This is a genomic window from Bacillus sp. FSL R12-0074 (assembly GCF_038005725.1).
Lineage (GTDB): Bacteria > Bacillota > Bacilli > Bacillales > Bacillaceae_G > Bacillus_A > Bacillus_A mycoides.
Genome location: NZ_JBBOTR010000001.1, coordinates 5,279,053 through 5,294,410, shown reverse-complemented (window position 1 = coordinate 5,294,410; position 15,358 = coordinate 5,279,053). Strand labels below are relative to the sequence as shown.

Annotated in this window: 10 protein-coding genes; 5 read left to right on the top strand and 5 right to left on the bottom strand. The window is 33.8% G+C overall.

Annotated features, from left to right (window positions below; translation table 11 throughout):
- Positions 1-78 precede the first annotated feature (78 nt).
- Together NSS97_RS27525 and msrB are read left to right on the top strand one after the other, a co-directional pair.
- Positions 79-1,122 carry an AI-2E family transporter gene (locus NSS97_RS27525; RefSeq protein WP_002089894.1) on the top strand — a complete coding sequence of 348 codons (1,044 nt, stop codon included), beginning with the start codon at positions 79-81 and terminating at the stop codon, positions 1,120-1,122.
- A 91-nt stretch (positions 1,123-1,213) separates the two neighbouring features.
- The gene (msrB, locus tag NSS97_RS27520; protein ID WP_341114562.1) at positions 1,214-2,179 is read left to right on the top strand and encodes a peptide-methionine (R)-S-oxide reductase MsrB; all 966 of its coding nucleotides are present in this window, start codon (positions 1,214-1,216) and stop codon (positions 2,177-2,179) included.
- Between the two features lie 25 nt (positions 2,180-2,204).
- Here the strand turns inward: msrB and NSS97_RS27515 are convergent, their stop codons facing one another.
- A complete protein-coding gene (locus NSS97_RS27515; protein WP_044438351.1) occupies positions 2,205-5,321 on the bottom strand; it encodes an efflux RND transporter permease subunit in 3,117 nt (1,038 codons plus the stop codon).
- Between the two features lie 299 nt (positions 5,322-5,620).
- Between NSS97_RS27515 and NSS97_RS27510 the strand changes: the two genes are divergently transcribed.
- Positions 5,621-6,502 carry a TetR/AcrR family transcriptional regulator gene (locus NSS97_RS27510; RefSeq protein WP_044438352.1) on the top strand — a complete coding sequence of 294 codons (882 nt, stop codon included), beginning with the start codon at positions 5,621-5,623 and terminating at the stop codon, positions 6,500-6,502.
- Positions 6,503-6,525: 23 nt separating this feature from the next.
- Here NSS97_RS27510 and NSS97_RS27505 read toward each other — a convergent pair whose 3' ends face one another.
- Positions 6,526-8,079 carry an ABC-F family ATP-binding cassette domain-containing protein gene (locus NSS97_RS27505; protein ID WP_044438353.1) on the bottom strand — a complete coding sequence of 518 codons (1,554 nt, stop codon included), beginning with the start codon at positions 8,077-8,079 and terminating at the stop codon, positions 6,526-6,528.
- A 170-nt stretch (positions 8,080-8,249) separates the two neighbouring features.
- On the opposite strand from NSS97_RS27505, the gene NSS97_RS27500 reads away from it, so the two are divergent.
- Together NSS97_RS27500 and NSS97_RS27495 are read left to right on the top strand one after the other, a co-directional pair.
- Positions 8,250-8,822 (top strand): TetR/AcrR family transcriptional regulator, encoded by a 573-nt coding sequence (locus tag NSS97_RS27500; protein WP_341114552.1) that lies wholly within the window; start codon positions 8,250-8,252, stop codon positions 8,820-8,822.
- A gap of 58 nt (positions 8,823-8,880) precedes the next feature.
- Positions 8,881-9,825: an SDR family NAD(P)-dependent oxidoreductase gene (locus NSS97_RS27495; RefSeq protein WP_341114551.1), complete on the top strand. Its 945-nt coding sequence runs from the start codon at positions 8,881-8,883 to the stop codon at positions 9,823-9,825.
- 41 nt (positions 9,826-9,866) lie between these two features.
- Here NSS97_RS27495 and NSS97_RS27490 read toward each other — a convergent pair whose 3' ends face one another.
- The 3 genes from NSS97_RS27490 to NSS97_RS27480 all read right to left on the bottom strand — a co-directional run bounded on the left by NSS97_RS27490 (position 9,867) and on the right by NSS97_RS27480 (position 15,314).
- Positions 9,867-10,805 carry a glycosyltransferase family 2 protein gene (locus tag NSS97_RS27490; protein WP_044438357.1) on the bottom strand — a complete coding sequence of 313 codons (939 nt, stop codon included), beginning with the start codon at positions 10,803-10,805 and terminating at the stop codon, positions 9,867-9,869.
- A gap of 92 nt (positions 10,806-10,897) precedes the next feature.
- The gene (locus tag NSS97_RS27485) at positions 10,898-13,570 is read right to left on the bottom strand and encodes a YfhO family protein (protein ID WP_044438360.1); all 2,673 of its coding nucleotides are present in this window, start codon (positions 13,568-13,570) and stop codon (positions 10,898-10,900) included.
- 322 nt (positions 13,571-13,892) lie between these two features.
- Positions 13,893-15,314, bottom strand: a complete 1,422-nt coding sequence (locus tag NSS97_RS27480; RefSeq protein ID WP_341114548.1) for an oligosaccharide flippase family protein — start codon at positions 15,312-15,314, stop codon at positions 13,893-13,895.
- Positions 15,315-15,358 lie beyond the last annotated feature (44 nt).

The following is a 15,358-nucleotide window of genomic DNA, read 5'->3' as shown; positions in this document are numbered from 1 at the left end:
TAATTATAAGTAGAAAATAGAGAGAGATCTACTTGTTAACGTTTTACTTTATAGGACAGGAGAGAGTACTCGTCGATTATGCAAATAAAAAACCTGTTTCAAAGCAAAGGATTTCAGAGGTTAATCGTATTAGTATTACTTGCTCTCATATTGTATGGGATGCAAAGTATGTTAAATTTAATTTTAATTACGTTTATGTTGACGTATTTAATGGATCGATTCCAAAAGTTTATTTCTCGTAAATTAGATCATTTCATGCCAATTAATCGAAAAATTATTATAGCGCTTTTATATGTAATGTTGGTGGCAGGAATTGCCATTACGCTATTTAAATATTTACCGGTATTAACAATACAAATTTCACAATTGATTTATCAATTTAATGTATTTTTAAGAAATCCACCTGATAGTGAATTAATTAAGTATGCAGTTAATGCTGTTAATCATATGGAGCTTTCTAAATATGTGGGGCAAGGCGTAGACATTTTGTATAAATCTATTACGAATGTTGGGAAATTTGGCCTTCAAGTTTTACTTTCTGTAATTTTAAGCTTATTTTTCTTACTTGAAAAAGCACGTATCGTTGCTTTTACTTCGAAATTTAAAGAAAGCCGACTTGCAATTTTCTATAACGAAATAGAGTATTTCGGAAAGAAATTTGCACGTTCATTCGGAAAAGTAATCGAAGCACAATTTTTAATTGCAATTGTTAACTGTGTTTTATCTGTTATTGCATTATGGATATTAGGATTCCCGCAATTACTAGGTTTAGCGTTAATGATTTTCTTGCTTGGCTTAATTCCAGTGGCGGGTGTTATTATCTCGTTATTCCCACTCTGTATGATTGCTTACAATATTGGCGGTATTATGTATGTCGTTTATATTGTAGTTATCGTAACAGTAATTCATGCACTTGAGAGCTATGTATTAAATCCGAAGTTTATGTCTCAAAAAACAAACTTACCAATCTTCTACACATTTATGGTATTAATTTTCTCTGAGCATTTCTTAGGTGTGTGGGGACTTATTATCGGTATTCCAATCTTCATTTTCTTATTAGATGTCTTAGATGTGACAAGTGATGAAATGGAGAAGGATGTTGAAAAAAATAAAGTGAAGTAAAGAAAAAGCATCGATGTTCGATGCTTTTTCTTTTATAACATGACGTTCCTTATGCCATACTGTAAGGAGAAGATAGAATAGGGGTGAAATAATGGCTGTAAATGAAAAGATAGAATTAGCTACGTTTGCCGGAGGGTGTTTCTGGTGTATGGTTTCGCCATTTGAAGAGATGGAAGGGATTATACAGGTTGTTTCAGGCTATACAGGTGGCCATAAAGAGGATCCAACGTATAAAGAAGTGTGCTCGGAAACAACTGGGCATTATGAAGCAGTACAAATTACATTTGATGCAAATAAAATGCCGTATGAAGAGTTGTTAAATATATATTGGAGACAAATTGACCCGACTGATATAGGGGGACAATTCCACGACCGCGGGCAGTCTTATGAAACGGTGATTTTTTATCATAATGAAGAACAACATAAAAAGGCAGAGGCTTCAAAAGAAGAGCTTGAGAAAAGTGGGCATTTTTCGAAGCCAATTGCGACAAAAATATTGCCAACTGCTACGTTTTATCCAGCTGAAGAATACCACCAAGGATATTATAAGAAGAATACATTTCGCTATGAGTTATATCGTAAAGGCTCAGGTCGAGATGCTTTTATTAAACAACATTGGCCAAAGAATAATGCTCATTTAAAAGAAAGATTAAACGAGATGCAGTTTTATGTAACACAGGAAAATGGGACAGAACCGCCTTTTCAAAATGAGTATTGGAATCATAAAGAAGAAGGGCTTTATGTAGATATTGTTTCGGGGGAACCATTATTTACTTCTTTCGATAAGTTCGATAGCGGCTGTGGATGGCCGAGTTTTACGAAACCAGTTATGTCAGCTAGTGTGAAAGAAACAATGGATGTTAGCCATAATATGACGCGTACGGAAGTGAGAAGTAAAGAAGGAGATTCACATCTTGGGCATGTATTTCCAGACGGCCCAGGACAAAACGGCCTTCGTTATTGTATTAATTCGGCAGCGCTACGCTTTATTCAAAAAGAAGATTTAGAAAAAGAAGGATATGGTGATTTCCTAATCTTGTTTGGGAATAAAAAATAACCTCGCAGTCAGCGAGGTTATTTTTTTATTTTACTTTTTTCTTTTTAAATTTGCTTAATGCTTCATAAACGATTGGAACAATAAGAAGTGTTAATAACGTTGAACTTGTTAATCCACCAATTACTGTTACGCCAAGTCCTTTAGAAATTAAGCCGCTACCTTCAAATCCTAATGCGAGCGGGATAAGAGCCCCGATTGTTGCAATTGCAGTCATTAAGATAGGACGCAGGCGTGTTGTACCAGCTTCTAATAATGCTTCACGTGTTGATAGGCCGTCATTTTCTTTATGAATAACACGGTCAATGAGCACGATTGCGTTCGTTACAACGATACCAATTAGCATAAGAGCCCCAATCATCGCAGATACGCTTAACGTTTCGCCAGAGATTAATAAGGCAACGAGTGCACCAATGATTGTGAATGGTAGCGAGAATAAAATTGCGAATGGTGCAAGGGCACCGCCAAATGTAACAACAAGAACGAAGTATACAATGGCAATCGCAGCTAACATCGCTAAGCCAAGTTGTTTGAATGATTCTTGAATATCTTGTGTAACACCACCCATAGAAACATCTATACCAGAAGGAAGATCCATTTTATCTACTTCTTTTTGAACAGCGGCAGATGCTTTTGAAACGTCATCAGATGTTAGTTTTGCACTAACTTCCGCATAAACACGGCCATCACGATGTGTTACTGTGTTAGAAGTTTCACCTTCTTTTACAGTCATAACATCTTTAACAGCAACTTCATTACCAAGTGGTGTTGTAATTTTACGATTTGTTAAGTCATCGATCGTTTCATAGTTTTGTTTTTCAGTTTCTACATATACATTTATATCTTTATTATCTTTTTTAATTGTTGTAAGAACAGGGCGATCATGTTGATTAGAAAGTCCCATTCCAATTTGAGCAGCAGTTAGCCCCATTTTACTTAACTTTTCTTGATCAGCGACTAAAGTATATTCTGCATATGTTTTTGCAACACTAGAGTCTATGTCTTTTAAATCTTTATTTTTCTTCATGATATTTTGAATGTCTTTCACGATAGGCTTAATTTCTTCAGAGCTATCTCCATAAACGTATAGCTTAATTTCGTTACTACCGCCACCTGCTCCGAAATCTTGGTTTTTCCATTCACCTTTTCCAGACATCTTTTGTAAATCTTTAACGACTTGTTCTTTCTCTTTTTCAAAGTTTTTCGTATCGTTATCATATTGAACGAAGAACATCGCTTGATTTGTTTGACCAGGGCTCATTGGGTTTTCGCCGCCTAATGAGAATTGAATCGTTTTGACGTCTTTTTTATCTTGGAAATGCTTTTCAGCTTTCGTTGCAATTTTTTCAACGTCGTCTAACGTTTGACCCGGCTCAGGTTTGTACGTTGCGATAATCATTTTTTCTTCTTCAGATGGTAAGAAGCTGACACCGATGATTGGTACAAGTGCAAGGCTGCCTACTAATAGGAGGACTGTGATACTTGATGTAATAATTTTATGGTTTAACGCCCATTCAAGTATACGTTTATAGCCGTTTGCTAATTTGCTTGGTTTTTCTTCATGATGTACTTCTTTTTCTCTCATGCTTTCCTTCTTAAATAAGGAATGTGCTAGCATCGGCACAATTGTAACTGCCACAAGTAAGGAAGCAAGTAGGGCAAAAACAATTGTTAAAGCAAATGGTAAGAACATTTCACCAATCATACCCTTTACAAGCCCAAGAGGTAAGAATACAGCGATTGTTACAATTGTAGAAGACATAATCGGGATAAACATTTCTTTCGTAGCTTCACGAATTAAATCTTTCCCACGTAATTTCTCTTCTGATAAAGACATACGTCGGTAAATATTTTCAATAACAACAATTGAGTCATCAACAACGCGTCCAATAGCAACTGTCATTGCTCCAAGTGTCATAATGTTAAGGGTAATATCCATTTGTTTTATTACTAAAACTGCAATTAATAAAGAAAGTGGTATAGAAACGACAGAGATTAGTGTTGTTCGAATGTTTCGCAGGAACAACATAATAATAACAATCGCAAAGATAGCACCGAAAATAGCTTTGCTAAGCATTGTTTCGACTGATTTTTCAATAGGCGCACCTTGATCGAATGTTGAAATAATCTCTAAGTCTTTATATTTTTTCTCAAGGTCTTTTACTTTATCTTTAACTGCATTTACAACATCAACTGTATTCGCATCAGCAGCCTTCACAATTTGAATACCGATTGCTTCTTTTCCATTCGTTCGAGAAATGGATTCTGCTTTTCCAACTTCTTTAATATCAGCAATCTCTTCTAATGTAACCGTTGGTATGCCGTTCATAGCGGCCGGATTCATCTGTGGTGCTTGTGTTCCAGCACCAGCGTTTTGGCTACCTTGACCATTCGGTGATGAAGGGATAGCTGGAATTTTTAATTCTTTTAATGCTTTAATTGTTGTAATGTTACCATCGACAACAACTGATTTTTCCGTATCTTTAAATGTATATAAGCCAAGTGGTAACGATACGTCCGAACCTTTAACCATATTTTTTACAGTATCTTCACTTAAACCTAATTCTTTCATCTTATCTTTTTTGAAGACAAGCTGTACTTCGTCTACTTGTTGACCTGCGATTTGAACAGATGCGACACCATCAAGTCCTTTTAATCCAGGAACAACATTTTTTTCTACATTTTCTGTTAAGGCAGCTAAAGATTCATTTTTACTCGCTACGCTTAATGAAATAACAGGAAAGGCATTAAAGTTTACTCGTGAGACTTTCGGGTCTTTCACACCTTCTGGCAGTTTCACGTTTGCGAGCGATTCTTTAATTTCCGTTTCGGCTTTTTCCATATTTTTATCAAAATCATATTCTACCTGAATAGAAGATGCGTTTTGATAAGATGATGAACTAACAACGTTTACACCGCTTAAATTTTGGAGTTGCTCTTCCATTGGTTTTGAAATTTTATCAGCTACTTCTTCTGGTGTAGCACCAGGATAAACCGTGGTTACTGTTACAATCGGTGTTGTAATATCAGGAATTGTCTCCAGCTTCATATTGAGTCCAGAATAAATACCCGCAATAGTAACAATAATGGTTAGTAGCCAAACTGCGAACTTATTTTTTAACGTGAAATTGATGATTTTGTTCATGTTTGCGCTCCCTTTTTATTATATTGACCAATCGGTCAGTCTAATACATAATATAACTGACCGATTGGTCAGTCGTCAATGAAAAGAGATGGTATAATAAAATCAAACTGTAAGTAGTCGGTTTCCTATTCTTTTTCTGATCATTGGCTTTTACTAACCGGATTTTATAGATGGAAAGGCTTCTATATAAACCATTTACTCCATTAAATTTTAGATGGGGAGTTTTATTTTCAGTTAATGTGGAATAAAATCAAGTTTGAATTTACATAAGATGCGAGATTAAATTTAGGAGAGAGAATATGAAAGAAAAAGAGCGCTTAATTATAGAGATGGCTATGAGGTTATTTGCAACTAAGGGTGTAAATGCAACGTCAGTACAAGAAATCGTAACCGCATGTGGTATATCAAAAGGAGCTTTTTATTTATATTTCAAATCAAAAGATGAGTTATTATTGGCCACACTTCGATATTATTATGACAAGATTCAGAAGAAAATGCTGGATATTGAAAAAGAATCTTTATTACCACGTGAAAAATTTGAAAAACAATTATATTGTCAGTTTACTGATGTGCAAAAACATAAAGAATTTATTATTATGCATGCAAGAGAAAATGCAATTCCGTTTAATAAAGAAGTAGAAGAGTTTATGATGAGGATGAAATTAGAGTCTCATGCATTTTATCGGAATAGCTTACTGTCCATTTATGGTGACAAAGTCAGTCCATATTTATTAGATTTGGTAATTATGGTAGAAGGAATATGCCACGGTTATTTACAATTAATTATTTTAAATGCACCGGAAATTGATTTATCCTATGTTTCGACCTTTATTTTACAGAGGATAGATAATTTAGTAGAGGGGCTTCTAGAATCTTCGGAGGAACCTGTCCTACATGAAGAGAGACTGGGAGAATTTCTTTGTAGTTCCGAGTTTATTAAGGAACAGGTAAAGGAACATTTTCTAAGTGAAATTATTGTATTGAAACGAACATTAGCTAATCAATTAGAAAATGATGAGTTACTTGTAACTTTAGATGTTTTAGAAGCAGAAATGAGATTGCAAAATCCAAGAATTCCAGTCATTAGAGGTATGCTTGCTAATTTAGCGGTATATCCTAGTTTAAATGAGTTTCGATTGAGGCTTAAGGCATACTATAATATAGAAAATCCTTGCATATAGAACGCAAGGATTTTCTATTATAATTAAGAATTATTTTGTGACCACTCTTCAACATTCCAAGTTTTTGTTATCCAGCCTTCATAAAATTCTGGTTCGTGACATACAAGAAGGATTGTCCCTTTATATGCTTTCAGAGCTTTTTGAAGTTCTTCCTTTGCTGTAACATCAAGATGGTTTGTTGGCTCATCGAATAGGATCCAGTTACTTTCTTCACCCATTAACTTACATAAACGAACTTTTGCTTGTTCGCCACCACTTAATTGATTTAGCGGGCGAGAGATATGCTCATTTTTTAATCCACATTTCGCTAACATTGCACGAACTTGATGTTGGTCCATGCTAGGGAATGTGTTCCAAATGTCATCAATTGGTGTTATATTATCAGCTTTTACTTCTTGCTCGAAGTATGCAGGCTCTAAGAAGTCACCAAGACTTGTTTTACCGCTTAAAGGTTTAATTTTTCCTAAAATCGTTTTTAGTAATGTTGATTTACCAACACCATTACAACCAACGATGGCAATTTTTTCACCGCGTTCAATTGTCATTGTTAGTTTTGGTAATAACGGATGTGTATATCCGATTTCTACATCTTCACCTTCAAAGACGAAACGGCTACTTGCACGACACTCTTTAAATGAGAACTCTGGCTTAATTGCTGTTTCAGGACGATCAATACGCTCCATGCGATCAAGTTGTTTTTGACGACTTTTTGCACGACCTGTCGTTGAATAACGAGCTTTGTTCTTTGCAATAAAGTCTTCCTGCTTTTTAATAAACTCTTTCTGTTTTTCATAAGCATTTATATGTTGATTTTTATTAATTTCGGCTAACTCTAGGAATTTTTCGTATGTCGCTGTATAGCGCGTCATTTTTGTAAATTCTAGATGGAAAATAACATCAACGCATTTGTTCATAAATTCCGTATCATGAGAAATTAATAAGAATGCATGTGGATATTCTTTTAAATAATTAGTTAACCAATGAATATGTTCAACGTCTAAATAGTTAGTAGGCTCATCGAGTAATAACACTTCTGGTTGCTCAAGTAATAGCTTTGCAAGTAATACTTTTGTACGTTGTCCACCACTTAGTGCTGAAACATCACGATCTAAACCGATTGCATCAATTCCAAGACCTCTTGCTGCCTCTTCGATTTTCATATCTAGTAAATAGAAACCACCTGCTTCGAGAGCATCTTGGATTTCTGCCATCTGCTCAAGAAGGTCCTCTAATTCTTCCGGTGTTGCCGTTCCCATTTTTTCTGCAACTTCATTTAAAGCTTTTTCTTTTTCAAATAAAGGTAAAAACGCGTCAGCTAATACATCACGAATTGTGCGACCAGGTGTTAAAATTGTATGCTGGTCTAAGTAACTGTAATTTGTACCAGGTGTCCATTCTACACGGCCTTCATCATGGATAAGTTGACCAGTAATAATATTCATAAATGTTGATTTACCAACACCGTTTGCACCGACTAATCCGACATGTTCTCCTGCTAGTAAACGCATGGATACATCTTTAAATAATGTGCGATCGCCAAATGTATGGCCTAGTTTTTCTACTGTTAATAAGCTCATAGTATCCTCCGTCCAACTTGAAATAGTACCTTGAATCATGATACTAAATTATTGAGTATAATGCTATCCTTTCAAAATGTATCTTTTTGTAAGAAACTCATTGTATTTTTTTTGGAAAAGTTTATAATATTAATTGAACAGTGGTCAATTAATATTGTGAGGTATGAAAAATGTCGCCAAGAAGGGCAGTTAAACAAGAATTAACGAGAGAAATGATTATGAATGTAGCAAGAGACTTATTTATAAAATTAGGTTATCAGCATACTTCAATGCGTAAAATTGCAATAGAACTAGGATATAGCCATGGTGCCATCTATTATCATTTTAAAAATAAAGCAGAGCTGTTCTATGCGATGGTAGAGCAAGATTTTCAATTGCTAAATCAAAAATTAGATGAGATTAATGATCAAAATTTACCACAAGAGGAACAATTGAAAGCTGTTTTATTTGGTTTTATTGAATTTGGTTTGCAAAATCAAAGTCATTATGAAATCATGTTTTTAATTAGAGATGATGAGTTAAAAGAATGTTTAGCAGATGGCCCAAATGTTAGTTACGAAAAATTTGCTACTATTGTATCTTCTTTGTGTAATGAGAAGGTAAATGTAATGGCAATATGGTCTGTTTTTCTATCATTACATGGGTTTGTGGCACACTATTGTGGGAATGATCAAACATTTGAAGAAGTAAAAGGATTAGCTAAAGTACACGTGGAGTTTATTTCAAAATCACTTCTTATGTAAGTGATTTTCTTTTTAATATTAATTGAACGGCGGTTAATTAATTTAGGGGGGATATATAATGAAAAAAGCTTTAGTGCTAGGAGCATCTGGATCAATGGGGTATGCAATTGTAAAAGAATTATGTAGCAGAGGAATTCATGTAGTGGCCTTTGCGAGGAATAAAGAGAAATTAGAGATATTATTTTCTGGAGAAGAAAATGTGAAAGTTGTAGCAGGAGATGTATTTATACAGGAGGATATAATGGAAGCTGCGAAAGGCGTTGATATTATATTTCATGCTGTAAACATTCCATATTCAGATTGGGAGAAGAAGCAACCAAAATTATTAAAAAATATATTAGAAGTAGCAATGTATTACGACAGTAAGTTAGGGATAGTTGATAATATTTATGCGTATGGAAGGCAAGGGGAAGAACCTGTAGTGGAAGAAGTTAAAAAGGCACCACATACGAAGAAAGGGAAAATTCGGTTACAGCTAGAAATGATGGCAAAACAGGCTCGTGTACAAATGTTTATTGCACATTTCCCTGATTTTTATGGTCCAAATGCAGAAAGTACACTTGTTCATCATAATTTAAATGGGGTACTTGCAAATAAGTTATCAAGCTTTGTTGGAGATAAAAAGATTGCTCGTGAATATATTTTCACACCAGACGGTGCAAAAGCAATGGTTGAATTAGCTTTACGTGATGAGGCCTATGGACAAAATTGGAACATACCGGGTTGTGGTGTCATTACAGGTGAAGAGATGATTCAACATATACAAGAATTAACGGGATATACAAAACCAGTAATGACAGTAAAAAAAGGTATGATAAATTTAATCGGACTATTTGATAAGCAGATGAAAGAATTTGTGGAAATGCTATATTTGACAGAAAATCCTGTTGTATTAAGCGGAGAGAAATATGAGAGGTATATTGGTGAGATACCTAAAACTTCTTATTATAGCGGGCTAAAAGAAACGATTATATCTATGCAAAAAAAGGTATGTAAATATTAGTATAAAAAAAGTTACTTCTGTAGGTAGAAGTAACTTTTTTATTATGCTTTTTGTTTGACTTCACTAACTTTCTTTTCAGCTACAATAAAATGTGGTCTACGTTTTGTTTCATAATAAATGCGACCGATGTATTCACCCATAACACCTAGGAAAATGAGTTGAATACCACCAATAAATAATATAGCGGAAATTAAAGTGAAGTATCCTGGGACTTCAACACCACCAACAATAATTTGAATAAATGTAGTAATTACGTATAAAATCCCTAAAATAGTTGTTAATAATCCAAGATATATAGATAGTCTTAATGGTTTATTATTGAATGAGATAACACCATCTATTCCGTAATTTAACAATTTAGAAAAAGTCCACTTACTTTCTCCATCAGAACGTAAGACATTTTCATATCCAATAATTAGTTCATTAAATCCAATCCAGGAGAATAAACCTTTTGAGAAGCGATTGTATTCGCTTAAAGATAATAGAGAATCAACAGCTCTTCTACTTAAAAGTCTAAAATCTCCAATGCCGTCTACTAGTTCAATATCTACAAACTTATTCATCACTTTATAGTATAGACGAGAAACGAAAGAGCGAACGGGTGAATCACCTGTTCTTGTTCTTTTTGCAATAACTTGGTCGTAACCGTCGTTATATCCTTCTAACATTTCTTTTATTAGTGTAGGAGGATGTTGCAAATCGGCGTCCATAATAACAACTGCATCACCTGTAGCGTATTTTAAACCAGCTAACATAGCGGCTTCTTTGCCGAAATTCCGACTAAATGATATATAATGAACAGCTGCATCTGAATTTGCCAAATCACGTAGAATATTTAATGTATCATCTTTACTACCATCATTTACAAAAACAAATTCATAATCGGTAGTTAATTTATGAATTTCTAGAGAAGTCTCTGAATAAAAGGCTCGAAGCATCTTTTCTTCATTGTAGCATGGTACGACTATTGAAAGAGTCATTTTTGACCCTCCTTGTTTATAATGGTTAAAACGTTATTTAATATTTTTTATGAAGCTATCCGCTTTGGATAGCTTCATGATTTATTGAGTGCTCATTGCTGCTTTTTAAAAGGCAATTTTCGGCGTCCTTTTCGATTTGTAAAAACTAGTAAGGCTACACAAATAATTAGTGAAATAATTGATATAATCATACCTAATTTAAAGTAAGGTGTAACATAAGTCATTTCGATTACATGTGCTCCTTTTGTAATTGGTACGCCAATAAAGGCAGAATTTGCTTTCGTGAATTCTGTTTCTTTTCCATCAACTTTTATAGTCCAACCTTTACTATATGGAACAGATAAATATAGTAATCCATCTTTTTTTGAGTTGATTTCACCTTTTAAATAGTTGTTTTTATAATAAATATTTTGAAGTCTATTTTCAGTTAGTTTTTTTGTTTCTTTTTGTACACCTTCGTAATTTACGATATTTGCTTGTAAGTCTTCAAGTTCGTATTCACCTGGTGCATCAATAGAAATAGTTAGTTGGTCTGGACGATCGTCTTTACCTAAATTATAAACAAATCTTTCTAAAGGATATGAGTATGCACCAGTGTCTTCACCTTTCCCCATATCTTTCCCGTTAACTACTGCATGGAATGAACCTTTATTTTTTATCTTTAATTCTACAATTAAATCTCCAGGAGTATTAGGATAATTTATAGGTACAATCATATTTCCATTGCCGTGGACAATGAGTTTATTATTCTCTTTTTCCATATTTTCTAGTTGTACTTTTTCCATATTGATAGATACCGCTTTTGAATTAAGGTTCTTTTTATCAAAATGAGTTAATGAAAAGTCTTTTCCATTATTAACGACTACAGCATGTAATAATAATTGGTCACGCTGAGCGAAGTTTAATTTAGAAAATTCTTCTTCACTTATACCAGAATCATATACATACCCTAACGGTAAAGCATAGTCATTTTGGTAAATATTATACGGTCCTACTTGTTTTAATAGTTTATATCCATATGGTATATTTTTTTGATCTGTATCAGCGCTTAGTACGCGATATTTTACACCTAACATATTTTCAAGTAGTAGTCGACTATCAACTTGGAAGAACATCGAAGGAGTATCGAACCCTTGGAATACGTTGTATTTATTTTTCATAAAGTCATGAACATAATAATTAATCAAGCTTTGGTACGTACTTGTACCATGATAACCTTGTAACATTGGTGTGTTATGGGCGCTACCTGGGTTAAGAATACGATAAAAGTCTTTATCATATTCTTGTATATAACGAATGGCAGCAATCTCATCTTTGTTATCATAGCCAGATACATGTAAAGCTTCTTTTGTAGCATTGCTTTGTCCGAAAACGGTACTAAGTATATTATTAGCATACATGTAATTCATGGAAATTGTACTGACGAGTACGTTCACTACAACTAAAAATTGTATGAAAGGTGTAGAAAGATAACGCCATAAACATACTGTAATGAGAGAAAGAACGATAGTTCCGATTAAAATATTGTCAACTGCCTGTAAAGGTTTATCACTTACATTTATATTTACTTTTCTATAAAATGCATAAATGAATAATCCTATTGATACTAATGAACTTATTATATAAGGTAATTTATGTTCTTTCTTATGAACAATCATCCAATCTAAGATGTATGCTATAGTTTGAGCAATTACAAATACAAATAAATAAAGCCATCTATATTGCATTGCTGAGAAACCATTAAATACAGAGTATGTATACGGAAGCATAAACAGAATGAACATGAAAAATGTAAAGAGTACTTTACTTTTAACAAGTTTATCACGTATAAACATTCCAAATATGATTAGGAATAAAATTAAAGCTGGTAAAGCTAATTGATGATTTTCAGCATCATATACGAAGAAGATAGTTTCCATTAGATCTTTATAAAATGTATCTTCAAAGAATAAAGGTATATCAAATTTCTTCGTTAACCGATCCGCACTAAATACCGCATTGACTGATGGAATAAAGCAAACTGCAGCCAAGCCAAGTGATAGACCGTATAATAATCCAATTTTAATATAATAGGCTAGAAAAGAGACGATTGTTTTGTTTTGCTGTGTGGCAAAGTATTGGAAAAATGCGTAAATGAAAATGAAAATACTTGTGATAAAAGCAAAATAAAAGTTCGATGCTAACATTAAAGTAGCAGCTACTAAGAAAAGTCCACGTTTCTTTTCTATAATATATTTATCAAGTCCCCATATTACTAATGGTAAAAATACGATGGCATCAGCCATGAAATCCCAAAGTAATGAATGGCGCATAAAAGTAATACATCCACCATACATAATAGCAGCAATAAAAGATGAGAAGACTGTTTTATTATGATAACGTAAAGAACCATACATGAATAACATAGCTAAAAAGTTTTTTAAAATACTCATGTATAATTTCATATCATAGATTTGTTCAATATTTAATTTAGGAAGTAACAGCGTAATCCAGAAGAACGGCGCTGTACTGTAATAATAACTAAACTCTCCAAATAAATCTCCACCTAATCCATAATCAAAAGACCAAAAAAGATTACCATCTTTAAAGGCGTGTTGCAGGAGAAATGTAAAGAAACCAAATTGGCTTAATGCATCACCTGTACCAGAAAAGATTTGATTAGATGTTAAAAAGAAATAATGAAAAGCAAAAGCACACAATAATAATATCGGAATAATCATTATAGTTTTCTTTGAGAAAATCGTATTGTTCGGCTTTATGCTCATAAAAATTTATAATCCTCCTTCGAAAGTTGTTACATATAAAAACACACCAATTATAAAGGTGTGTTTTTTAGTTTTAGCATAAAAAAATATATATTTTTGTTGTATCATATATATTTTACAAGCATTGAGTTTCATAGTTTACTTGTAATTTAGTATAAAGCATTCTCAGAAAGTAAGTCAATTTGACATGGAATATATAGCATTTTTAACCACTGAAAATTCGAGAATAATGAAGTGCAGTCTTCAGAGTTCATGTTCTGTAAATGATGGTATATAAAAAGCCAAAAGCTTTTCCATTCTTAATAGGAAAAGCTTTTGGCTTTTAAGCGTTTTTACGAACTAATTTTTTATTTACAAATCCTAAAATCAACCCGCGTATTTGTGGATCAATTGCAAGGCCAATAATACCGTACAATATACCAGTAAGTGTTAGAGCTACCAGTGGTGGTAAGTTAATTAATACTGTGCGGTATAGGGCGTAACTGATTATAAATGCTAGTGTATTAAATACAATCCCTTTGAATAGTAATGTAAATCCTTTACGAACGAATAAAGTAAATCCGATTAATAAAGTAACCTCAGTAATGATAGCAGCTACCGCAGCTCCCATCATTCCAAATTGGCCACCTAATACGATGTAACTTACGATAGCGACAGCTAATCCAATTCCCATCGTTGTCGCACGCTTCCACTGTTGACCAATAGTTGTTAAATTATCAGCAAGTGGATAGTTGATAGATTGTAAAATAACCATAAAGGCTAAAATTGCAAGAGCATCACCGGCTGGTGCATATTGTTCACCTAATAAAGTAACAATCCAAAAGCTTGGATCAGCGATAAATGGAATGGAGATTCCCATTCCTAAGAAAGACATAAGTTTTAATTCGAACTGTGATAGTTTTCTATGTTCATCAATATTCTTTTCATTTCCAAAAGCAAATAACTTTGGATAAAAGGCTGCTGCAATTACACCAGGTATTTGATAAAGGACAGCAGGTATTTTAGAAGCAGCTCCAAAGAATCCAACTTGCTCATACGTTGAAACTTTTTCTAATATAATGGGCCCTAACTGTGGTAAGAGCATAATGATAATGCCATTGATTGTGAAAATGAGCAATTGATCTAAAATGCCTTTATCCCAGCCCTTATGAACTGTTGTATGGCGAATTACCATTATAAAGGCGATGAGTCCTGTTACGAGACTGGATATCCCGTACATGGCAGTAACCATCATAAGTGACCATTTAAAGGACATTCCTAGTAGAAGAGCAGCTGCGGCTGTTACACCTTGTATTACAGAAATAATCGCTGTAAATTGCATGCGTTCTGTTACTTGGAAGTAAGCCATCCCAACACCTTGTAAAGTGGCTCCAAACATTGTCGGCAGTACAACCCAATATACCATCGCACGTAAGTAAGCATCAGGATAGAAGAACTGAGCGAAAATAGCGAAGAGCACAGAAATTACGATAGCTAATACTAAACGAATACGTAAATAACTACTAATTAGTACGCTAATGTTAGCGTTGCCTCTCGTTCCTTCACGCATAAATGTATGTGTCAAACCTGCATCTGTAAAATAACAAATAACAGCGGAAACTGCTAAAGCAGTTGTAAACATCCCATACTCCTTTGGTGAAACATATCTTGCAAAGAAAATGGTCGCAATAGCAAGTACAAATCGAACAGTAATATTTCCTACAAATAGGTAGGAGGCGTTTTTAAGGATTTTATTTGTTTTCATGGAACAAGACCTTTCTATTTTTCAGGACGCACTTCGTCCTATTT